The sequence below is a fragment of the Pseudomonas viridiflava genome (assembly GCF_900184295.1).
GTDB lineage: Bacteria > Pseudomonadota > Gammaproteobacteria > Pseudomonadales > Pseudomonadaceae > Aquipseudomonas > Aquipseudomonas viridiflava.
In genome coordinates, this window is the sequence record NZ_LT855380.1 from 2,123,371 (window position 1) to 2,146,141 (window position 22,771).

The 22,771-nt window shown below is 60.2% G+C and carries 17 protein-coding genes and 4 tRNA genes; 17 read left to right on the forward strand and 4 right to left on the reverse strand.

Annotated features, from left to right (window positions below; all coding sequences use genetic code 11):
* Positions 1–47 precede the first annotated feature (47 nt).
* A complete protein-coding gene (gene pvdQ, locus CFBP1590_RS09895; RefSeq protein ID WP_088234945.1) occupies positions 48–2,396 on the forward strand; it encodes a bifunctional acylase PvdQ in 2,349 nt (782 codons plus the stop codon).
* Between the two features lie 73 nt (positions 2,397–2,469).
* Here the strand turns inward: pvdQ and CFBP1590_RS09900 are convergent, their stop codons facing one another.
* Together CFBP1590_RS09900 and CFBP1590_RS09905 are read right to left on the reverse strand one after the other, a co-directional pair.
* The gene (locus tag CFBP1590_RS09900; protein WP_029242896.1) at positions 2,470–2,772 is read right to left on the reverse strand and encodes a hypothetical protein; all 303 of its coding nucleotides are present in this window, start codon (positions 2,770–2,772) and stop codon (positions 2,470–2,472) included.
* Between the two features lie 555 nt (positions 2,773–3,327).
* On the reverse strand, positions 3,328–4,524 hold the full coding sequence (locus CFBP1590_RS09905; RefSeq protein ID WP_088234946.1) for an amino acid aminotransferase: 1,197 nt from the start codon (positions 4,522–4,524) through the stop codon (positions 3,328–3,330).
* A 385-nt stretch (positions 4,525–4,909) separates the two neighbouring features.
* Here CFBP1590_RS09905 and uvrB point away from each other — a divergent pair, with 385 nt between their 5' ends.
* The 9 genes from uvrB to CFBP1590_RS09950 all read left to right on the forward strand — a co-directional run bounded on the left by uvrB (position 4,910) and on the right by CFBP1590_RS09950 (position 12,139).
* Positions 4,910–6,925, forward strand: coding sequence for an excinuclease ABC subunit UvrB (uvrB, locus tag CFBP1590_RS09910; protein WP_029241568.1), 2,016 nt, complete (start codon positions 4,910–4,912; stop codon positions 6,923–6,925).
* A gap of 873 nt (positions 6,926–7,798) precedes the next feature.
* Positions 7,799–9,280 carry a glutamate--tRNA ligase gene (gene gltX, locus CFBP1590_RS09915; RefSeq protein WP_029242539.1) on the forward strand — a complete coding sequence of 494 codons (1,482 nt, stop codon included), beginning with the start codon at positions 7,799–7,801 and terminating at the stop codon, positions 9,278–9,280.
* Between the two features lie 187 nt (positions 9,281–9,467).
* Positions 9,468–9,543 (forward strand) — tRNA-Ala (locus CFBP1590_RS09920).
* A gap of 76 nt (positions 9,544–9,619) precedes the next feature.
* Positions 9,620–9,695: transfer RNA gene (locus tag CFBP1590_RS09925), tRNA-Glu, on the forward strand.
* A 52-nt stretch (positions 9,696–9,747) separates the two neighbouring features.
* Positions 9,748–9,823, forward strand: a tRNA-Ala gene (locus CFBP1590_RS09930).
* Positions 9,824–9,868: 45 nt separating this feature from the next.
* Positions 9,869–9,944: transfer RNA gene (locus CFBP1590_RS09935), tRNA-Glu, on the forward strand.
* 178 nt (positions 9,945–10,122) lie between these two features.
* Positions 10,123–10,584, forward strand: a complete 462-nt coding sequence (locus CFBP1590_RS09940; protein WP_058433012.1) for an acyl-CoA thioesterase — start codon at positions 10,123–10,125, stop codon at positions 10,582–10,584.
* 29 nt (positions 10,585–10,613) lie between these two features.
* A complete protein-coding gene (locus CFBP1590_RS09945) occupies positions 10,614–11,594 on the forward strand; it encodes a tRNA dihydrouridine synthase (RefSeq protein ID WP_029242537.1) in 981 nt (326 codons plus the stop codon).
* Positions 11,595–11,695: 101 nt separating this feature from the next.
* Entirely contained in the window at positions 11,696–12,139 is a 444-nt protein-coding gene (locus tag CFBP1590_RS09950; RefSeq protein ID WP_004882612.1) for an Hsp20 family protein, read from the forward strand.
* A 43-nt stretch (positions 12,140–12,182) separates the two neighbouring features.
* On the opposite strand, the gene CFBP1590_RS09955 is transcribed toward CFBP1590_RS09950, so the two are convergent.
* Both CFBP1590_RS09955 and CFBP1590_RS09960 read right to left on the reverse strand, forming a co-directional pair.
* On the reverse strand, positions 12,183–14,381 hold the full coding sequence (locus tag CFBP1590_RS09955; protein WP_088234947.1) for a putative bifunctional diguanylate cyclase/phosphodiesterase: 2,199 nt from the start codon (positions 14,379–14,381) through the stop codon (positions 12,183–12,185).
* Positions 14,382–14,473: 92 nt separating this feature from the next.
* The gene (locus CFBP1590_RS09960) at positions 14,474–15,331 is read right to left on the reverse strand and encodes a LysR family transcriptional regulator (RefSeq protein ID WP_088234948.1); all 858 of its coding nucleotides are present in this window, start codon (positions 15,329–15,331) and stop codon (positions 14,474–14,476) included.
* Between the two features lie 144 nt (positions 15,332–15,475).
* Here CFBP1590_RS09960 and leuC point away from each other — a divergent pair, with 144 nt between their 5' ends.
* The 7 genes from leuC to CFBP1590_RS09995 all read left to right on the forward strand — a co-directional run bounded on the left by leuC (position 15,476) and on the right by CFBP1590_RS09995 (position 22,740).
* A complete protein-coding gene (gene leuC / locus CFBP1590_RS09965) occupies positions 15,476–16,900 on the forward strand; it encodes a 3-isopropylmalate dehydratase large subunit (RefSeq protein WP_058433014.1) in 1,425 nt (474 codons plus the stop codon).
* A gap of 10 nt (positions 16,901–16,910) precedes the next feature.
* Positions 16,911–17,552 carry a 3-isopropylmalate dehydratase small subunit gene (leuD, locus tag CFBP1590_RS09970; RefSeq protein WP_004882606.1) on the forward strand — a complete coding sequence of 214 codons (642 nt, stop codon included), beginning with the start codon at positions 16,911–16,913 and terminating at the stop codon, positions 17,550–17,552.
* A 277-nt stretch (positions 17,553–17,829) separates the two neighbouring features.
* The gene (locus tag CFBP1590_RS09975; RefSeq protein ID WP_058433015.1) at positions 17,830–18,594 is read left to right on the forward strand and encodes a class I SAM-dependent methyltransferase; all 765 of its coding nucleotides are present in this window, start codon (positions 17,830–17,832) and stop codon (positions 18,592–18,594) included.
* Between the two features lie 66 nt (positions 18,595–18,660).
* Positions 18,661–19,743, forward strand: coding sequence for a 3-isopropylmalate dehydrogenase (gene leuB, locus CFBP1590_RS09980; RefSeq protein WP_057408160.1), 1,083 nt, complete (start codon positions 18,661–18,663; stop codon positions 19,741–19,743).
* A 70-nt stretch (positions 19,744–19,813) separates the two neighbouring features.
* Positions 19,814–20,926, forward strand: a complete 1,113-nt coding sequence (gene asd, locus CFBP1590_RS09985) for an aspartate-semialdehyde dehydrogenase (RefSeq protein WP_029241467.1) — start codon at positions 19,814–19,816, stop codon at positions 20,924–20,926.
* A 178-nt stretch (positions 20,927–21,104) separates the two neighbouring features.
* Positions 21,105–22,109: a 2-dehydro-3-deoxygalactonokinase gene (locus tag CFBP1590_RS09990; RefSeq protein ID WP_058433016.1), complete on the forward strand. Its 1,005-nt coding sequence runs from the start codon at positions 21,105–21,107 to the stop codon at positions 22,107–22,109.
* Between the two features lies 1 nt (position 22,110).
* Positions 22,111–22,740, forward strand: a complete 630-nt coding sequence (locus tag CFBP1590_RS09995) for a 2-dehydro-3-deoxy-6-phosphogalactonate aldolase (protein ID WP_029241468.1) — start codon at positions 22,111–22,113, stop codon at positions 22,738–22,740.
* The last annotated feature ends 31 nt before the right edge of the window (positions 22,741–22,771 follow it).

A 22,771-nucleotide genomic window follows, 5' to 3' on the forward strand; every position in this document is an offset into this window, starting at 1 on the left:
CGGCTCATTCCAGCCGTGTTCCGTTTTCCTTTCGAGGTGGAGTCAGCATGATCATTTCCAGACCGTTGTCCGGTTTCCTTGTTGCAGGTCTTTCGCTTGGGCTGGTGCTGCCCGCTCAGGCACTGGTTGCTCCCGAGAATCGGAGCGTCTCGGCGCAAGTGCGTCGCACCACATTTGGCGTGCCGCATATAGTGGCTGCTGACGAGCGCGGGCTGGGATATGGCATCGGTTACGCCTATGCCCAAGACAACCTTTGCCTGCTGGCGAACGAGATCGTCACGGTCAATGGCGAGCGCTCCCGCTATTTCGGGCCGGACAAGGCGACCCTCGAACAGCGCAACAATATGGCCAGCGACCTGTTGTTCAAATGGTTGAACACGCCTGAGTCGCTCGCGGATTTCTGGAAGGCCCAGCCACCCGAGATTCGTCAGTTGATGCAGGGTTACGCGGCTGGCTATAACCGCTCACTGGACGAGCAGAATGCCAAAGGCTTGCCGACAGCCTGCGCAGCCGAATGGGTACGACCGATCAGTACCGACGATCTGGTGCGTCTGACCCGTCGATTGCTGGTTGAGGGTGGCGTGGGTCAGTTCACCGAAGCGCTGGCTGGCGCCAGACCGCCGCAAGCGGGTGCTCAGGCCCAACTCCAGACCGAGCAGCGTGAGGCCCTGCAACTGGCCGCCGCGCGCAATGAACAGTTTGCGCTGGAGCGTGGCAGCAATGCGGTGGCGATCGGGCGCAAGCTGTCCGCCAACGGCCGCGGCATGTTGCTGGCCAACCCGCATTTTCCGTGGGGCGGTGGCATGCGTTTCTACCAGATGCACCTGACCATTCCCGGCAAACTGGACGTGATGGGCGCGGCGTTGCCGGGTCTGCCGCTGATCAACATCGGCTTCAACCAGCACCTGGCCTGGACCCACACCGTCGATACGTCGAAGCACTTCACGTTGCATCGACTGACGCTCGATCCCAGGGATTCGACGCGTTACATGCTCGACGGCAAGTCAGTGGCGATGGGCAAGCAACAGGTGAATGTCGAGGCGAAACAGGCGGACGGCAGCATCAAGCCTGTAACCCGCACGATCTATTCGTCGAAATTCGGCCCTGTGGTGCAATGGCCCGGCAGGCTGGACTGGGACGACAAGTACGCCTTCAGCCTGCGCGACGCGAACCTCAAGAATGACCGCGTGCTGCAACAGTGGTACGCCATGGATCAGGCGAAAAACCTCAAGGCGTTTCAGGATTCGGTACGCAGCATTCAGGGCATCCCGTGGGTGAACACCGTGGCGGTCGATGCCAAGGGTCAGGCGCTGTACATGAACCTGTCGGTGGTGCCGAATGTCGACGCGGTCAAGCTCGCCAAGTGCAGCGATCCACGCATTGGCACCGAGCTGATTATCCTCGACGGTTCGCGCAGCGACTGTAACTGGGACATCGCGCCCGAGGCAGCGCAACCCGGCATCTATCCGTCGTCACGTCAGCCGCAATTGCTGCGGACCGACTTCGTGCAGCATTCCAATGACTCGGCCTGGATGGTCAATCCGGCGGTGCCGCAGAAAAACTTTTCGCCGCTGATCAGCCAGGAAGGCCAGCCGCTCGGGCTGCGCGCGCGTTTCGCGCTGGATCGACTCGGCAAACTGCAGCAGTCGGGCAAGGTCAGCGTCGAGAACCTGCAGGCCATGGTGATGGACAACGAGGTGTATCAGGCCGGGCAGGTGTTGCCTGATCTTTTGCAGTTTTGTGCGACAGGACTGGGTGATGACGAAAAGCGCCTGGCACCGCTGTGCACGGCATTGAAAGCCTGGGACGGTCGAGTCGACCTGAGCAGTGGTGTGGGCTTCGTGTACTTCCAGAAAATCATGACCGCGATGCAGTCCGTCGGTTCGCGCTGGCGGGTAGTGTTCGATGCCAACGATCCGATTCACACGCCCCGTGGTCTGGCCATCGAGTACCCGGAAGTCGCCACGGCGTTACGCGCTGCCATGCTGACGGCGCAGGACGAGGTGAGCAAGGTGGGCCTGACGGCGAAGACGACCTGGGGTGATATTCAGGTGTCGAGCCAAAGCGGTGTATCGGTTCCGATCCACGGCGGTCCTGCGGTACTGGGCGTTTACAATGCCATGCAGACAGTGGCGGGCAAGGATGGCAAGCGAGAAGTGGTCAGCGGTACCAGCTACCTGCAAGTGGTGACATTCGACGAAAATGGACCGCAGGCCAAGGGATTATTGGCGTTTTCCGAATCGAGCAATCCGCAGTCGGCGCATTCGCGGGATCAAACCGAGGCGTTCTCCAATAAGCGGTGGGCTGACCTGCCGTTTACCGAGCAGCAGATCAAGGCTGATCCGGCGTATCAGGTGCAGGAAATCAGGGAGCAACTTTCCCCGCCCGTGCATTGATTAGTCAAAAGCTGAATCAGGCAATAGCAGTGATTGGGCCGCACGGCCCAATTCACCTGCCAAGCACAAGGCTTCAACCGCCCTGGGTATCGATATCGGCATCAACGCCCTGAGTCGGCTGATGATTACGTTGAGTCTGAGGCTTCTCCTGCGGCTCATAGTCAGGCACGTAGGCGCTTTTTTCAGACGATCCTTGCGATTGGCTCTGGCTCTGACTTTGCTGTTGATTCTGACGCTGACCGTCATGCTCGCTCGAATCCGGTACAGCATCCGGCTCTTGCGGATCGATGGCCGGATCGTTGCGTTCCGTGCCCTGGTCCGGCGGCGTGTGCTGACCGGGTGCCTGTTCTTTTTGCCGTTGCGGTTCGGTAGACATGAATACCTCGAAAGTCTGCTTCATAAATGGCTGACAGACTTTCGAGGTCTTGGGGAGAGGGATCGTTCGATCGGATTGCCGAGTGGTATGCGGGCTGACTGGGCACGATCAGTGCGCTTGAGATCCCTGATCGTTCCCACGCTCCAGCGCTCATTGTTGTACACAATTCATCTGGTTATCCAGTGAGACAGCGGCATTGCCGTGCTTTTGTAGCGCGATGGCATGAACACCGCAGATCGCGACGTGGGTGAAGGCTGAGTTCTGGCGCTGATTCGGGGGGCAATCGGCATGGATGCCGATTGAGCTGCACTGGGCCATGGATGGCCCATTTGCAGCGACCCCCGAATCAGTGTCAGGACGAAGGAACCCCGGCGAAGCCGGGGCCGGAACCGGAGCAAAGGACTTTGGCTACTTTGGTCCCTCAAAGTAGCGCGCCGTAAGGGCGCAAAGGTGACCTGAGCCATGCGCTCGGCTCACTGAGTCAATCTGTGCCATGTGTGACGCAGAGCGTCACAGGATGCATGCTCACGCGGAGTGAGCATGATCAGTTCCCTCTTACAACACCTTCTTGATCGCGTCGCACACAGCGTCGATGTTTTTCTGGTTCAACGCCGCGACACAGATACGACCGGTGTCCAGCGCATAGATGCCGAACTCGCTGCGCAGGCGCTGGGCCTGTTCGGCGGTCAGGCCGGAGTAGGAGAACATGCCGCACTGACGGCCGACGAAGCTGAAGTCCTGACCGGCCGGGTTGTCGGCCAGACGCTCGACCATCGCCTTGCGCATGCCCTGGATGCGCACGCGCATTTCCCCCAGTTCCTCTTCCCACATGGCACGCAGCGCCGGGTCGTTGAGCACAGCTGCGGAGATGATTGCGCCATGGGTCGGCGGGTTGGAGTAGTTGGTGCGGATCACACGCTTGACCTGGGACAGGACGCGGGCGGTCTCTTCTTTCGATTCAGTGATGATCGACAGCGCACCGACGCGCTCGCCGTAAAGCGACAGCGACTTGGAGAACGAGCTGGAAGCGAAGAAGGTCATGCCGGACTCGGCGAACAGACGCACGGCGATGGCGTCTTCCTGAATGCCCTGGCCGAAACCCTGATAGGCCATGTCCAGAAACGGCACGTGACCCTTGGCTTTGACCACTTCCAGGACCTTTTTCCAGTCTTCCAGATTCAGGTCGACGCCGGTCGGATTGTGGCAGCAGGCGTGCAGCACGACCACGGAGTGGTCAGGCAGGTTTTTCAGGTCTTCGAGCATGCCGCCACGGTTCACGTCGTGGGAGGCAGCGTCGTAGTAGCGATAGTTGTGAACCGGAAAGCCTGCGGTTTCGAACAGCGCACGGTGGTTTTCCCAGCTCGGGTCGCTGATGGCCACAACGGCGTTTGGCAGCAGTTGCTTGAGGAAGTCTGCGCCGATCTTCAGCGCGCCAGTGCCACCGACCGATTGGGTGGTCAGAACACGGCCCGACGCGATCAATGGCGAGTCGGCGCCCAGCAACAGCTTCTGCACGGCCAGGTCGTAGGCCGCGATACCGTCGATCGGCAAATAGCCACGTGGCGCGTGCTGGGCAACACGGATCTTCTCGGCTTCAGCCACTGCGCGCAGCAGGGGAATGCGCCCGTCTTCGTCACAGTAGACGCCCACGCCAAGGTTGACCTTGGTGGTGCGAGTGTCGGCGTTGAATGCTTCGTTGATACCCAGGATAGGATCGCGGGGCGCCATTTCGACAGCGGAGAAGAGGCTCATTTTTGCGGCAGCTCTGAATGAAGGAGGGAGGGGTATGCACGCCGCGGCCGAATGCGCCAAAGCGGTGCACAAACGGGGACCTAGTATAAAGAGCATCCCCCTGAGGGGCGACAGGGCAGGGCGGGTTTTTTCAAGGTTTTTCGGTTTATTTGCAGAACGTTCGTCCCGTTGAAACCTCAATGATGTAGCCACTGGTGAAATGAGCGCCTTGAAACATGCGCAAACGTCTCCATTTAATGTGCATCACTTCAAGCACTGCCACTGCCGCACGTCGTCTCCCATTGACGGGATGAGTCGTCGGTGGTGTTTTCGTCATTGCCGGCACAGGCCGCGCAGACGAGTCCTTGTCGCGAACCCCGACGCGAACGAATTCAAGAGGTAGGTTATGTCCGAGTTCCAGCTCGTTACCCGTTTTGAGCCCGCTGGTGATCAGCCCGAGGCCATTCGCCAACTGGTCGAAGGGATTGACGCCGGACTTGCGCACCAGACCCTGCTGGGTGTGACGGGTTCGGGCAAGACGTTCAGCATCGCCAACGTCATCTCTCAGGTGCAGCGCCCGACCCTGGTGCTGGCGCCGAACAAGACCCTGGCGGCGCAGTTGTATGGCGAATTCAAGGCGTTCTTTCCGAACAATGCCGTCGAATATTTCGTCTCGTACTACGACTACTACCAGCCGGAAGCCTATGTGCCGTCGTCCGACACCTTCATCGAGAAGGATGCGTCGATCAACGATCACATCGAGCAGATGCGTCTGTCCGCGACCAAGGCACTGTTGGAACGCAAGGACGCGATCATCGTGACCACCGTGTCGTGCATCTACGGTCTCGGCAGCCCCGAAACCTACCTGCGCATGGTCTTGCACATCGACCGGGGCGACAAACTGGATCAGCGCGCCTTGCTGCGCCGTCTGGCTGACCTGCAATACACCCGCAACGACATGGACTTTGCCCGTGCCACCTTCCGGGTGCGGGGCGATGTGATTGACATCTATCCGGCCGAATCGGATCTGGAAGCGATCCGCGTCGAGCTGTTCGACGACGAGGTCGAGAGCCTGTCGGCGTTCGATCCCCTGACCGGTGAGGTGATTCGCAAGCTGCCGCGCTTCACCTTTTACCCCAAGAGCCACTACGTCACGCCCCGCGAAACGCTGCTGGACGCGATGGAAGGCATCAAGGTCGAGCTTGGCGAGCGTCTGGAATATCTGCGCAGCCAGAACAAGCTGGTCGAAGCCCAGCGTCTGGAGCAGCGCACCCGGTTCGATCTTGAGATGATTCTGGAGCTGGGCTACTGCAACGGCATCGAGAACTACTCACGCTACCTGTCGGGCCGCCCGACCGGCGCGCCGCCGCCGACACTGTACGACTACCTGCCGCCGGACGCCTTGCTGGTGATCGACGAGTCCCACGTCAGCGTGCCGCAGGTGGGCGCCATGTACAAAGGCGACCGTTCGCGCAAGGAAACCCTGGTGGAATACGGTTTCCGTCTGCCGTCCGCGCTGGACAACCGGCCGATGCGTTTCGAAGAGTGGGAGAACGTCAGCCCGCAAACCATTTTTGTCTCGGCGACTCCGGGCAAGTACGAAGCGGAACATGCCGGGCGTGTGGTCGAGCAGGTGGTGCGGCCGACCGGTCTGGTGGACCCGCAGATCGAGATTCGCCCGGCGCTGACCCAGGTCGATGACCTGCTGTCGGAAATCAACAAGCGTGCCTCCATCGACGAGCGTGTACTGGTGACCACGTTGACCAAACGCATGGCCGAGGACCTGACCGATTACCTCAGCGACCATGGCGTGCGGGTGCGTTACCTGCACTCGGACATCGATACGGTGGAGCGGGTCGAGATCATTCGTGACCTGCGTCTGGGCACTTTTGACGTGCTGGTGGGCATCAACCTGCTGCGCGAAGGTCTGGACATGCCGGAAGTGTCGCTGGTGGCAATTCTCGATGCCGACAAGGAAGGCTTCCTGCGTTCCGACCGTTCGTTGATCCAGACCATCGGTCGGGCGGCGCGTAACCTCAATGGCCGGGCAATTCTGTATGCCGACCGGATCACCGGCTCCATGGAGCGGGCGATCAACGAGACTGAACGTCGTCGAGAGAAACAGATCGCGTTCAACCTTGAGCATGGCATCACGCCAAAAGGTGTGTTCAAGGACGTGGCCGACATCATGGAAGGCGCCACCGTGCCAGGCTCGCGCAGCAAGAAGCGCAAAGGCATGGCCAAGGCCGCCGAGGAAAACGCCAAGTACGAAAACGAACTGCGCTCGCCCAGCGAAATCACCAAGCGCATCCGTCAACTGGAAGAGAAGATGTACCAGCTGGCCCGCGATCTGGAGTTCGAGGCCGCAGCACAGATGCGCGACGAAATCGGCAAACTGCGCGAGCGCTTGCTGGCGGTATGATGCAGCGTTGGCTCGCTGCACCCTGACGTTCCCATGCTCTGCGTGGGAATGCCGCCCAGGACGCTCCGCGTCCGCTCTGGAATGTGGCGCAGATGCGTGCCCAAGCTCCAGCGTTATCCACGTCATGCGCTCGGCTTACTGAATCCTCAGTCTGTGCCATTTGTGACGCGGAGCGTCACGGGAGGCATGCCCACGCGGAGCGATGGGCACGATCAATATCGCGCAATGATCGTTCCCATGCCCTGCGCTTGGCGTTATACACAAGTCCTCCTGGAGGAATACGATGATGATCGTTCCTACGCTCTGCGCTCATCGTTATACACAAGTCCGGAAGACGCGCAAAACGGGGCCAAAACGTAAGTATCTGACTGAATGCATACCCCGTGGGAGGCGGCTTGCCGGCGATGGCGTCAGTTCAGTCACTGATAGATCGCTTCAGAAAAAGCATCGCCGGCAAGCCGCCTCCCACAGTCCGTGGTCGCAGCAAGACTCGGGTATAACGCTGAGCACAGGCATGGGCGTGATCGGCGTGCCTGAGATCACTCTGATCGTTCCTCACGCTCCGCGTGGGAATGCCTCTCAGGACGCTCCGCGTCCGCTCTCGAACGTGGCGCAGATGCGCGCCCAAGCTCCATCGTTATCCACGTCAGGCACCCGGCTTACTGAATCCGCAATCCGTGCCATTTGTGACGCGGAGCGTCACGGGAGGCATGTCCACGCGGAGCGATGGGCACGATCAGTGTGGAGGCGGACTTTGTATAACGATGAGCGCAGAGTGGTAACGATCACTGATCTGCCAGCACCCGCGCTGGAGCCCAACCCCCCGGGCCTGTTAACATTCCGCGCTTGATCGACCTTATTTCGGGATTTTCCATGACCACCGTTCGTACCCGCATCGCGCCATCGCCCACGGGCGACCCTCACGTTGGCACGGCTTACATCGCACTTTTCAACTATTGCTTTGCCAAGCAGCACGGTGGCGAGTTCATTCTGCGCATCGAAGACACCGATCAGCTGCGTTCGACCCGTGAGTCCGAGCAGCAGATTTTCGACGCATTGCGCTGGTTGGGCATCGAGTGGAGCGAAGGTCCGGACGTTGGCGGACCGCACGGTCCGTACCGGCAGAGCGAGCGGGGCGAGATTTACCAGAAGTACGCCCGGCAACTGGTCGAAATGGGCCATGCCTTCCCGTGCTTCTGCACTGCGGAAGAGTTGGACGAAATGCGTGCCGAGCAGATGGCCCGTGGCGAGACCCCGCGTTATGACGGCCGTGCGCTGCTGCTTTCCAAAGAGGAAGTGCAGCGTCGTCTGGACGCTGGCGAGCCGCACGTCATCCGCATGAAGGTGCCGACCGAAGGCGTCTGCGTGGTACCGGACCTGCTGCGCGGCGAAGTGGAAATCCCGTGGGACCGCATGGACATGCAGGTCCTGATGAAGACCGACGGTCTGCCGACCTACTTCCTGGCCAACGTGGTCGATGACCACCTGATGGGCATCACCCACGTGCTGCGTGGCGAAGAGTGGCTGCCCTCGGCCCCGAAACTGATTCTGCTGTACGAATACTTCGGCTGGGACAAGCCGCAGCTGTGCTATATGCCGCTGCTGCGTAACCCGGACAAGAGCAAGCTGTCCAAGCGCAAGAACCCGACCTCGGTGACCTTCTACGAGCGCATGGGCTTCATGCCTGAAGCCATGCTCAATTACCTGGGCCGCATGGGCTGGTCGATGCCGGACGAGCGCGAGAAGTTCTCGCTGCAGGAAATGGTCGAGCACTTCGACCTGTCCCGCGTGTCGCTGGGCGGTCCGATTTTCGATATCGAGAAGCTGTCCTGGCTCAACGGTCAGTGGCTGCGTGAGCTGCCGGTCGAGGAGTTTGCCGCTCGTGTGCAGAACTGGGCGCTGAACCCCGAGTACATGATGAAGATCGCACCGCACGTGCAGGGCCGCGTCGAGACGTTCAGTCAGATCGCGCCATTGGCCAGCTTCTTCTTCGCCGGTGGTGTCACGCCGGACGTGAAACTGTTCGAGCACAAGAAGCTGTCCGGCGACCAGGTGCGCCAGTTGATGCAACTGATCCTGTGGAAGCTGGAATCGCTGCGTCAGTGGGAGAAGGACCCGATCACCGCCTGCATCCAGTCGGTGGTCGAGCACCTTGGCCTCAAGCTGCGTGACGCCATGCCGCTGATGTTCGCCTCGATCACCGGGCAGGCCAGCTCCGTTTCGGTGCTGGATGCGATGGAGATTCTCGGCCCGGACCTGACGCGTTTCCGTCTGCGTCAGGCCATTGATCTGCTGGGCGGCGTTTCGAAGAAAGAAAACAAAGAGTGGGAAAAACTGCTGGGCGCCATTGCCTGACCCATCAGTGATGTGAAGAAGCCACTGTGTGCCTGCGTGAGCAGGGCAGGCAGTGGCTGACTCGGCCTCGGATTTGCGGGCCGAAACGGTAAGTGATTGTTATGCCGACGAAAAACTTTCAAATTTCTCGAAAATAAATTTGACAGGTTAGCGACTCACGCTTAACATGCGCCCCGTCCACTGATGTGGGGCTATAGCTCAGCTGGGAGAGCGCCTGCATGGCATGCAGGAGGTCAGCGGTTCGATCCCGCTTAGCTCCACCAAATTCAAGGTTCAAGGCCTGGTAAAACAGGGTGTTGAATCGATCAGAGTCCCAACTCTGATCAGGTAGAAGGTTTTGTCCCCTTCGTCTAGTGGCCTAGGACACCGCCCTTTCACGGCGGTAACAGGGGTTCGAGTCCCCTAGGGGACGCCAGTTTCACCGAGTGATGCCGGAAGGTTTAACTCCGCCGCGAGGCGATAAATCCGGGGCTATAGCTCAGCTGGGAGAGCGCCTGCATGGCATGCAGGAGGTCAGCGGTTCGATCCCGCTTAGCTCCACCAATTTTGCCAGGGTTCATCTCTGATGAACCTGACTGAAGGTTTTGCGTCCCCTTCGTCTAGTGGCCTAGGACACCGCCCTTTCACGGCGGTAACAGGGGTTCGAGTCCCCTAGGGGACGCCACGATTTCCCGCTCTGCGGGACCAAGGGTCATTCGATTATTGAATGGCCCTTTTGTTTTTTCAGGGTTCTGTTTTTTCTTCGAGCCCGTCTCCTGCCTTCAAAAATCTCCAGACATGCCTTGCCGCGCATGCATTCCAGCTACACTGCCGCCAACGAAATTACCCAAGCAGGAGCGAGCATGGTCTGGGATCGGGCAACGCCTTTCGTCATCGATCTGAATGTGGGTAGCGATGATATCGACGGTCTGGGGCACGCCAACAACGCGGTCTATGTTACCTGGCTGGAGCGTTGCGCCTGGCGTCATTCGCAGTATCTGGGTCTGGACCTCAGCGAGTATCGCCGACTGGACCGCGCCATGGCTGTGGTCCGGCACGAGATCGATTACCTGGCCAGTGCCTACGAGGGCGATGAGCTGCAACTCGCGACCTGGATCGTCGATTGGGATCGTCGCCTGAAAATGACGCGCTGCTTTCAGCTCAAACGTCCCTCAGACAACCTGACACTGTTGCGGGCGCAAACCACCTTCGTCTGCATCGAACTGTCCACCGGTCGCCCGAAGCGCATGCCGTCAGAGTTCATCGAAGGCTATGGCGCTGCAATGTTGGACGGCGGCGTTCCCAATCCGGGTGACGAGCAGTAAACTGCCGGACTTTTTTTCGAGTGTGACCCATGCAAATTGCTCTGGCGCCCATGGAGGGGTTGGTCGACGACATCCTGCGTAATGTGCTGACTCGCGTCGGTGGCATCGACTGGTGTGTGACCGAATTCATCCGGGTGACCGAGCGGGTCATGCCTGCCACCTATTACTACAAGATGGCCTCCGAACTGCACACCGATGCCAAAACGGCAGCAGGCGTGCCGCTGCACTTGCAGTTGCTGGGGTCCGATCCGGTCTGTCTGGCAGAGAACGCCGCGTTTGCCTGTGAGCTGGGCGCGCCAGTCATGGACCTCAACTTCGGGTGTCCGGCCAAGACCGTCAACCGTTCCCGGGGCGGTGCGATTCTGCTCAAGGAGCCTGACCTGCTGCACTCCATTGTCAGTCAGGTGCGGCGCGCCGTGCCTCGCGACATTCCCGTCACCGCGAAAATGCGCCTGGGCTATGAAAACACTGACGGCGCCCTGGACTGTGCCCGGGCGCTGGCCGATGGCGGTGCGGAACGCATCGTGGTTCATGCGCGCACCAAGGTCGATGGCTACAAGCCGCCGGCGCACTGGGAGTGGATCGCGCGCATTCAGGAAGTGGTCAAGGTGCCGGTCGTTGCCAACGGTGAAATCTGGACGGTCGAGGACTGGCGGCGCTGTCAGGAGATCTGTGGCGCCCGCGACATCATGATCGGTCGCGGTCTGGTAGCGCGTCCCGATCTGGCCCGCCAGATTGCTGCGGCCCATGCGGGCGAGGAGGTGGTCGAGATGACCTGGGCCGAGCTGCAACCGATGTTGCGCACGTTCTGGGGCGATTGCCTGGCCAAGATGACCCTGGTGCAGGCGCCGGGCCGCCTCAAGCAATGGCTGGTGCTGCTGACCAAGAGTTACCCGGAAGCGACGCTGATGTTCAACGCCTTGCGCCGCGAAACCGATTGCGACCGGATCAGTGTTCTGCTGGGTTATTCAGCCGAAAGTCAGCCCGACGAACGGTCGTGTTTTTCGTAAAAAATCGCTCTTGAAAAGTCAGTGACCGGCCCTAGTTTGGGGATTACGCGATGCCGAATCCGGGTCGCGCAAACTACTCGCTGATTAACAGGAGAATTATCATGACGACTGCATTTTCTCTGGCTCCACTGTTTCGTCACTCAGTGGGCTTCGACCGCTTCAACGACCTTTTCGAGTCGGCGGCACGCAATGATTCGTCCAGTGGCTACCCTCCCTACAACGTGGAGCGGCATAGCGACGATCAGTACCGGATCGTGATCGCAGCGGCAGGCATGCAGGAAGAAGACCTTGATTTGCAGGTCGAGAAAGGGGTGCTGACAGTCACTGGCGGCAAGCGCGAACGCGAAGCCGAAAACGTGACCTATCTGCATCAGGGCATCGCCCGGCGCGAATTCAAGTTGTCGTTCCGTCTGGCGGACAATATCGAGGTTCGGGGTGCCGATCTGTCCCATGGCCTGCTGAACATCGATCTGGTGCGTAATGTGCCCGAAGAGGCCAAGCCAAAGCGCATTCCGCTGAATACTCAGAAAGCCATCGAGCAGTGATCGCTGCTGTAACGGAAAGGCGCCTTCGGGCGCCTTTCTGCGTTTAGTGATCCGGGAGCAGGCTCGGCTGGCGAACGGGCTGCTTGAGTCGCAGCAGGGCTTCAAATTGCGAGTCGCCCAGCGGTTCGCTGAACAGATACCCCTGATACACGTGGCACCCCAGTTTTTCGAGGAACGCCAGTTGCTCAACGGTTTCGACGCCCTCGGCGATGACATTGAGGTTAAGACTCTGTGCCATCGCCACAATCGCGCGAATGATCTCGGCGTCATTGGGGTCGCTGGTGGCATCCTGCACGAACGATTGATCGATCTTGAGCGTATCCACCGGAAGACGCTTGAGATACGTCAGCGACGAATAACCAGTGCCGAAATCGTCCATGGCAAAGCTGATCCCCAGCTTTTTCAGGCTGCGCATCTTGGCAATGGTGTCTTCCAGGTTCTGGATGACGATGCCTTCGGTGATTTCCAGTTTCAGCATGGTTGCAGGCAGCTGATGCAGCTTCAGGCTGCGCTCCACCCGTGCGACAAAGTCGGTCTGCCTGAACTGGCGCGGGCTGATATTGACGCCCATCAGGAACCCGTTGTGCGCGATCAGCCCCTGTTTGAGCAGGCGACCGGCAGTCTTGCAAGCCTCGTCCAGCACCCAGCTACCCACCTCAAGAATCATGCCGCTCTCTTCAAGGATCTGCACGAACTGAGTGGGCGGCAGCACGCCATAGTCGGGATGCTGCCAGCGCAGCAGTGCCTCGGCACCTGTGAGGGCCTGGTTCCGGCAATCCACTTGGGCCTGAAAGTGCAGGTGGAATTCGTTACGGGTCAGTGCCAGGCGTAGATCGTTTTCCATGCGCAGGCGCTGGCTCACCGCTTTTTGCATGGAGCTGTGGAAGAATTGCGCGGTGTTGCGGCCTGAATCCTTGGCGCGATACAGCGCGATATCGGCGCGCTTGAGCAGGTCGGCAGGGGTCGAACCGTCGTCCGGGATCAGCACCATGCCGATGCTGGGCGTTACCTGGAGTCGATGGCCGTCGAGGAACATGGGTTCCGCCAGCAGCTCGCGCAGGTTGTCTGACAGCTCCTGAACCTGTTGGGTCACCTCGTGACGTGAGCCTTCCAGACCGCAGATCAGCACCACGAATTCGTCCCCGCCGAGGCGCGCCACGGTGTCTTCGAGGCGCACGCTGGCCTCCAGCCGAGCGGAGACGATATTCAGCACGCTGTCGCCGACCGGGTGGCCGAGGGAGTCATTGATGTGCTTGAAGTGGTCGAGGTCCATGAACAGCAGCGCGCCACGCAGGCGGTGATGCTTGAGCAGCGACAGTTGTTGGCTCAGGCGGTCCATGAGCAGCGCACGGTTGGGCAGGCCGGTCAACGGGTCGTGATAGGCCAGGTGCTGGATCTGCGCCTGGGCGCTTTTCAACTGGCCGATGTCCCGGGCGTTCATCAGCAGGCAGGCGGTCTGGTTCAGGGTGATGAATTCCACCGACACATCGAGGGTCAGCGGATCGCCATTCTTGTTGCGGCCTGCCATCTCTCGATGATGCACGCGGCCAGTGTCGCGCAATTGATCGATCATGCTCTGGCGCTGATCAGGGTCGGTCCAGATGCCGATCTCCTGGACCGTCCTGCCCAGCACTTCGGGCGCGGTATAGCCGGTGAGGCGGCAGAAACCGTCGTTGACCTCCACGTACCGGCCGGTGCCCAGTTCGGTGATGGTGATCGAGTCGGGGCTTGAGTGGAACGCCTTGGCAAACTTCTCTTCGCTGGCCTCCAGTGCGGCCTGGGCCTGTTGCTGAGTGATGTCGAGCAGCGTGCCGACCAGTCTCGAAGGCGTGCCGTCAGCGTTGCGGTAAAGGATGGCGCGGCTTTCGAGCAGTCGTGACAGGCCGTTTTGCAATTGAAAGCGGTAAGTCAGCTGGAAGGTGTCCTGTTCACCGGCGACCACCGCTTTGTAGGCGCTGCGCATGCGATGACGTTCCACCGTTGGCACGCCCGCCAGAAAGCGGGTGAAGTCGTAATCGAGTGACCGGGCTTCGCGGCCATGCAATTGGGCGGCTCGTGCGCAGGCGTGCAGTTGATCGGTGGCAATGTCCCATTCCCAGGTCCCCATCTGCGCGGAACTCAACGCCAGATTCAGACGATCCAGCGTTTCCCTGAGGGTCTGTTCCACAGTGCCCTGTGCCGCTGGCGCGGCTGCAGGCTGTGCGGACGCCAGCAGAATGGTCGGGTCCAGAAGGTTGGGCATTGATCACGAGCCTTTAATGAATAAAGCCAGTAAAACGATCGATCTGCATCCTGTATCGCATAAAAAAACACTATCAACCGCTGTATCGCGCATTACAACAATTTCATGAATGCCCGGGCCGCATTTGATAGAGTCCGCTCCGTGTGCAGGATGTAGCCTAGCTGGCGATTCAGTTGCACGCCTGTCAACGGAATCCGCGCAACCTGTTCATCGAGCATGGTGCGTGGCAGAACACTCCAGGCCAGCCCGATGGACACCATCATTTTTATGGTTTCAAGGTAGTTGGTGCTCATCGCGATATCAGGCTTGAGGCCGTGGGCCTCGCACAGGTTGCTGACAATCTTGTGGGTGAAGGTGTTGTCGCTGGGCAGCACGGCCGGGTAGCGGGCAATATCCTCCAGTTTCATCGGGCCGCTGTTTGTCAGCGGGTGTTCCGGTGCCGCCACGAAGTCCAGCGGGTCGTCCCATACGGCAGTGGCGCGTACCAGTGCATGAGGTTCCGGCGCGAGGGTGATGACGGCCAGCTCGGCGCGGCCGTGCAGAATTTCGTCATAGGCCGCTTCGGAATCCATGAACCGGATATCCAGCGCCACGGCCGGATACGTGCGAGTGAACTCGCGCAATAAAGGTGGCAGACGATGCAGACCGATATGGTGGCTGGTGATCAGTTTCAAACGCCCGGACACCTCGCCGTTCAGATTGGTCAGCGCCCGACGCGTGTCATCCAGCACGTTGGTGATCTGATAGGCCCGTGGCAGCAGAGCGCGGCCCGCTTCGGTCAGGCTCACCTCACGACCCAGGCGGTCGAACAGGCGCACGCCGATTTGCTGCTCAAGTACTGCGATTCGTTTGCTGATGGCCGGCTGGGTAAGGTGCAGGCGTTCTCCGGCACCGGAAAAGCTTCCGGTTTCGGCGATGGCCAGAAAAGCATTCAGGTTGGCGAGATCCATCGTCACATTCCAGTTGGTTATCCAAAGCATAAAAAATATGAATTGGAGTTATTTAAGCACATTCCATAGGATGGTCACACAAGCCAAGGGCCCATGGACGTCCGTAGCCCAAGGCATAAAAAAGCTGATGAGGAAGTACGTCCAATGGCCGGTAAAACGCTCTACGACAAGCTCTGGGATTCGCATCTGGTCAAACAGCGCGACGATGGTTCGGCGCTGATCTACATTGACCGTCACATCATCCACGAAGTGACCTCGCCACAAGCCTTCGAGGGCCTGCGCCTTGCCAAGCGCAAGCCGTGGCGCATCGACTCGATCATCGCCACCCCCGACCACAACGTACCGACCACCTCGGAACGCAAGGGCGGCATCGGTGCCATCGAGGATCAGGTTTCGCGTCTGCAGGTCCAGACCCTGGACGACAACTGCGACGAATACGGCATCACCGAATTCAAGATGAACGATCCGCGTCAGGGCATCGTCCACGTAATCGGCCCTGAGCAGGGCGCAACCCTGCCGGGCATGAGCGTGGTCTGCGGTGACTCGCACACCTCCACACACGGCGCTTTTGGTGCACTGGCTCACGGTATCGGCACGTCCGAGGTCGAGCATGTGCTGGCTACCCAGTGCCTGGTCGCCAAGAAAATGAAGAACATGTTGGTGTCGGTCGAAGGGCAACTGCCATTCGGCGTGACCGCCAAGGACATCGTGCTCGCAGTGATCGGCAAGATCGGCACCGCAGGCGGCAACGGTTATGCCATCGAATTCGCTGGCAGTGCAATTCGTGACCTGTCCATCGAAGGCCGCATGACCATCTGCAACATGTCCATCGAAGCAGGCGCCCGCGTCGGCATGGTGGCCACCGATGAAAAAACCGTCGAGTACGTCAAGGGCCGTCCGTTTGCGCCAAAAGGTGCCGAGTGGGATCTGGCGGTAGAGGCGTGGAAGGATCTGGTTTCCGACCCGGACGCGGTGTTCGACACCGTAGTCAGGCTCGACGCTGCGGAGATCAAACCGCAGGTCAGCTGGGGCACTTCGCCGGAAATGGTACTGGCTGTCGATCAGAACGTGCCCGATCCTGCGCAGGAAATGGATCTGGTCAAGCGTGGCTCCATCGAGCGTGCCTTGAAGTACATGGGCCTCAAGGCCAACCAGCCGATCACCGACATTCAGCTGGATCGCGTGTTCATCGGTTCGTGCACCAACTCGCGCATCGAAGACCTGCGCGCCGCCGCCGATATCGCCAAGGGCCGCAAGGTTGCCGCGACCATCAAGCAGGCCATCGTGGTGCCGGGCTCCGGCCTCATCAAGGCTCAGGCCGAGAAGGAAGGGCTGGACAAGATCTTCATCGAAGCCGGTTTCGAATGGCGTGAGCCAGGCTGCTCCATGTGTCTGGCGATGAACCCGGATCGACTGGGTTCCGGCGAACACTGCGCCTCGACGTCCAACCGTAACTTCGAAGGGCGACAGGGCGCTGGCGGCCGGACTCACCTGGTGAGCCCGGCGATGGCAGCAGCAGCGGCCGTCAATGGCCGTTTCATCGACGTTCGCGACCTGATCCAGCACTGAGGACACCCGCATGAAAGCCTTTACCCAGCACAATGGTCTGGTCGCTCCTCTGGATCGCGCCAACGTCGACACCGACCAGATCATTCCCAAGCAGTTTCTCAAGTCGATCAAGCGCACCGGCTTTGGCCCGAACCTGTTCGACGAGTGGCGTTATCTGGATGTGGGTCAGCCGTATCAGGACAACTCCAAGCGCCCGCTGAACCATGAGTTCGTGCTCAATCACGAGCGTTATCAGGGAGCCAGCGTGTTGCTGGCCCGTGAGAACTTCGGTTGCGGCTCCAGCCGCGAGCACGCGCCATGGGCACTGGAAGAGTACGGTTTCTGCGCAATCATCGCGCCCAGCTATGCCGACATCTTCTTCAACAACAGCTTCAAGAACGGTCTATTGCCGATCATCCTGACCGAAGCTGAAGTTGACGAACTGTTCAAGCAGGTTGAAGCGAGCCCGGGTTATCAGCTGACCATCGATCTGCAGGCTCAGACCGTGACCCGTCCAGACGGCAAGGTGCTGAGCTTTGAGATCGACGCGTTTCGCAAGCATTGTTTGCTCAATGGCCTGGACGACATCGGCCTGACGCTGATGGACGCCGATGCCATTGCGACGTTCGAGAGCAAGCACCGTGCAAGCCAACCGTGGTTGTTTCGCGACTGACAGGCGGGTAGCGGCTGTCTCCTGAGTAACGCAGCACGTGTGGGAGACGGCTTGCCGGCGATGCGATTTACAGGGGACATCTCAGTGCCTGAAATGACGCCATCGCCGGCAAGCCGCCTCCCACGGTTCGGTGTTTGCTGCGCGACAGCGCTACGTCGAAGACGTGGTGGTGCCTTCCACAGGATGTTTCGGCGTGTCAGTCAGCAGATCGCGCGTTCGTGAAAGCACGTTCAAGAGTCCCCCAATTCAACACCCTGAACCTTCAGAGAAACCACCCATGACCAGCACAGCCCACTCCCAGGTCGTACAGCGTCAATTCGGCGAACAGGCTTCGGCTTACCTCAATAGCGCCGTTCACGCGCAAGGTGCCGAGTTTGCGCTGCTACAGGAGGCTGTCGAAGGGCGCGTTGATGCGCGGGTGTTGGATCTGGGTTGCGGGGCGGGTCATGTCAGCTTCAATGTTGCGCCGTCTGTCGGTGAAGTGGTCGCGTACGACCTGTCACAGCAGATGCTCGACGTGGTCGCCGCTGCGGCCGCCGACAAGGGTCTGGGCAACATCCGAACGGTATGCGGTGCGGCCGAGCGTTTGCCGTTCGCTGACGGCGAGTTCGACTTCGTGTTCAGTCGCTATTCGGCTCATCATTGGAGCGATCTCGCTCTGGCGTTGCGTGAAGTGCGCCGGGTATTGAAACCGGGCGGTGTGGCGGCGTTCATCGACGTGATGTCGCCGGGCAGCCCGTTGCTGGATACTTATCTGCAAACGGTTGAAGTGCTGCGCGACACCAGTCATGTGCGCGATTATTCCGCCGCCGAATGGCTGCATCAGGTCAGCGACGCGGGGTTGTTTACCCGCAGTCATGCCCGCCAGCGGCTGCATCTGGAGTTTACGTCGTGGGTGGAGCGCATGCGCACGCCACAGCCGTTGCGCGTGGCCATACGCGAATTGCAGCAGGCGATGGGCGATGAAGTGCGTCAGTATTTCGAGATTGATGCGCAGGGTTCATTCAGTACCGATGTGCTGGTGCTGTGGGCCGAGCGTTAATCTTTTACGGCTTGAAACGTTATAAACGGGCGCTGTCCGAGGCGTCGATAAAAAATCGAGGAAGTTATGAGCAAGCAGATTCTGATTCTCCCGGGTGACGGCATTGGTCCGGAAATCATGACCGAAGCGGTCAAGGTGCTGGAACTGGCCAACGAGAAGTATCAGCTGGGTTTTGAATTGACTCACGACGTGATCGGTGGCGCTGCCATCGACAAGCACGGCGTTCCGCTGGCCGACGAGACTCTCGAGCGCGCCCGCAAAGCCGACGCTGTTCTGCTCGGCGCCGTGGGTGGCCCCAAGTGGGACACCATCGAACGCGACATCCGTCCTGAGCGCGGCCTGTTGAAAATCCGTGCGCAACTGGGCCTGTTCGGCAACCTGCGTCCGGCGATTCTCTATCCGCAACTGGCCGACGCCTCCAGCCTCAAGCCTGAAATCGTCGCCGGTCTGGACATCCTGATCGTGCGCGAACTGACCGGTGGGATCTACTTCGGCGCGCCACGTGGTGTTCGTGTGCTGGATAACGGCGAGCGCGAGGCTTATGACACGCTGCCCTACAGCGAAAGCGAGATCCGTCGCATCGCCCGCGTCGGTTTCGACATGGCCATGGTGCGCAACAAGAAGCTGTGTTCGGTGGACAAGGCCAACGTGCTGTCGTCGAGCCAGCTGTGGCGCGAAATCGTCGAGCAGGTCGCCAAGGATTACCCTGAAGTCGAGCTGAGCCACATGTACGTCGACAACGCCGCCATGCAACTGGTGCGTGCGCCCAAGCAGTTCGACGTGATCGTGACCGACAACCTGTTCGGCGACATCCTGTCCGATCAGGCGTCGATGCTGACCGGCTCCATCGGCATGCTGCCGTCCGCGTCGCTGGACACCAACAACAAGGGCATGTACGAGCCTTGCCACGGTTCGGCACCGGACATCGCTGGCAAAGGCATCGCCAACCCGCTGGCGACTATCCTCTCGGTATCGATGATGCTGCGTTACAGCTTCAACCTGACCGACGCTGCCGACGCCATCGAAAAGGCCGTCAGCGTGGTTCTGGATCAGGGTCTGCGCACCGGCGACATCTTTTCGACGGGTAACACCAAAGTCGGTACGCAAGAAATGGGCGACGCAGTAGTCGCCGCGCTGCGGAATCTGTAATCTCTCTGGCCCGCTATTCTGCTGTGCATCCGCAGAATAGCGGTCCCACTTTTTTTCTAGGTGTGTTGCGATGAAACGTGTAGGTCTGATCGGTTGGCGTGGCATGGTCGGTTCCGTGCTCATGCAGCGGATGCGGGAAGAGCAGGACTTCGATCTCATTGAGCCGGTGTTCTTCACTACCTCCAATGTCGGTGGCCAGGCGCCTTCGGTGGGCAAGGATCTTGCGCCACTGAAAGATGCGTACAGCATCGACGAGCTGAAGACCCTGGACGTGGTGCTGACCTGCCAGGGCGGCGACTACACCAACGAGGTATTCCCCAAGCTGCGCGAGGCGGGCTGGCAGGGTTACTGGATCGACGCGGCTTCCAGCCTGCGCATGCAGGATGATGCCGTTATCGTGCTGGATCCGGTCAACCGCAAGGTCATCGATCAGCAGCTCGACGCCGGTACCAAGAACTACATCGGCGGCAACTGCACGGTCAGTCTGATGCTGATGGGGCTGGGTGGTCTGTTCGAAGCCGGTCTGGTCGAGTGGATGAACGTCATGACGTACCAGGCGGCTTCCGGTGCCGGTGCGCAGAACATGCGTGAGCTGATCAAGCAGATGGGCGCTGTGCACGCGTCGGTTGCCGATGAACTGGCCAACCCGGCCAGCGCCATTCTGGACATCGACCGCAAGGTGGCTGAAGCCATGCGCGGCGAAGCGTTCCCGACCGAGAACTTCGGCGTACCGCTGGCCGGCAGTCTGATTCCATGGATCGACAAGGCGCTGCCGAACGGCCAGAGCCGTGAAGAGTGGAAAGGCCAGGCCGAGACCAACAAGATTCTGGGTCGCTTCAAGAGCCCGATTCCGGTGGATGGCATCTGCGTGCGCATCGGCGCCATGCGTTGCCACAGTCAGGCACTGACCATCAAGCTGAACAAGGATGTGCCGATTGCGGACATTGAAGGCTTGATCAGCCAGCACAACCCTTGGGTCAAGCTGGTGCCGAACAACCGTGAAGCCAGCATGCAGGACCTCAGCCCGACGGCTGTGACCGGCACCATGAGCATTCCTGTGGGTCGCCTGCGCAAGCTGAACATGGGCTCGCAGTACCTGGGCGCATTCACTGTGGGTGACCAACTGCTGTGGGGCGCGGCCGAACCGCTGCGCCGCATGTTGAGAATCCTGCTGGAACGTTGATCGAAACGCCGTTGCACCCCGAACCCGCGTCCTGACCAGGACGCGGGTTTTTTATTGCCCGTTGATAAGGCAATATATATCCCAATATATGGGATTGAAATTTACATATTGAGATAACTCCGATTTCGGGTTTATAGTCCGTCCTGCACTCACTTCCAAAAATACAAAAGGTGAAGCAATGCAGGCGCACTTGATCGCGCTCGACTGGGGGACGACCTCACTTCGTGCTTATCGACTTGGCGAACACGGCCAGGTACTGGAACAACGCGCCCTGAGCGCGGGCATCATGCAATTGCCGGACAACCCAAGGATGATCGCGGGCGCGCTGTGCAGCGATGGGTTCGAGCTGGCCTTTGATGAAGCGTGCGGCGACTGGCTCGACGCGCGGCCTGATCTGCCGGTGATCGCCTGCGGCATGGTTGGCAGCGCGCAAGGCTGGCGTGAGGCGACCTATCGTGAAGCGCCTGCCAGCGTCGATGAGCTGAGCGCCGCTTTGCAGACCGTACGCAGCGTGCGTGGCGTGACCGTTCACATCATCCCCGGTGTGTTGCAGCGTTCGACGCTGCCCAATGTCATGCGCGGTGAAGAGACTCAGGTGCTGGGCGTGCTCGCCGGACTCGACGAGCAGTCGGCCAGCCAGCCGCTGTTGATCGGCCTGCCGGGCAGCCACTCCAAGTGGGTGCAGGTGGCGCAGGATCGCATCGTTCATTTCGATACCTTCATGACCGGTGAGGTCTACGCTGCGCTGTGCGCCCATACCATTCTCGGACGCACCATGCAGCCGAGCGAAACGTTCGACAGTGCCGCGTTCGATCGCGGGCTCGCCAATGCACAGTCGGAGGAGGGCGCTGCCGGCCCTCTGTCCACCATCTTCAGTTGCCGAACGCTCGGCCTTACTGGCCAGTTACCTGCGAGCAGCCAGCCCGATTACCTGTCCGGTCTGTTGATCGGCCATGAACTGGCCTCGCTCGCCAGACTTCAATACGACGCCCACGGCCATCTGCCTGCGGTGATTCTCATCGGCAGCGAGTCGCTGTGCCAGCGCTATGCGCGTGGCCTGACCGCCTGCGGCTTTCCCCGGGTGACAGTGGCCGCCCAGGCGACCGAACGCGGCCTCTGGCAGGTCGCAGTTCAGGCCGGTCTGGTCGCGCGCCAGTCGTCCCATTACGTTCAAGAGGTGTGACATGCTCAAGCAAGCATTGAAGGAAAACGGCCTGGTCGCGATTCTGCGCGGCCTGCGTCCCGAAGAGGCCCCGGCGATTGGCGATGAGCTGTATCAGGCGGGCTTTCGGGTCATCGAAGTGCCGCTCAATTCTCCTCAGCCGTTCGACAGCATCGGCCTGCTGCGCCAGCGCCTGCCTGCCGATTGCCTGATCGGCGCCGGAACCGTGCTGACGCCCGAGCAGGTGACGCAGGTCAAGGACGCAGGCGGGCAGGTCATCGTCATGCCGCACAGCGACCCCAAGGTACTGCGGGCGGCCAAAGCGGCAAACATGTTCCTGTCGCCGGGCGTGGCCACGCCGACCGAGGCCTTTGCCGCACTGTCTGAGGGCGCTGATGTACTCAAGCTGTTCCCGGCCGAGCAAATGTCGCCCGCAGTGGTCAAGGCCTGGTTGGCGGTGCTGCCCGCAGGCACGGTCCTGCTGCCGGTCGGTGGCATCACGCCGGACAACATGAAGGTGTTTCTCGACGCGGGCGTCAAAGGTTTCGGTCTCGGTTCCGGGCTGTTCAAGCCGGGCATGAGCGCTGCCGACGTCGCCGAGCGCGCCAAGGCCTATGTGGCCGCCTGGAAAGAACACACCTCATCGCTTTGAAACGGATCGGCGGGCCAGACGCAGCCGCCTG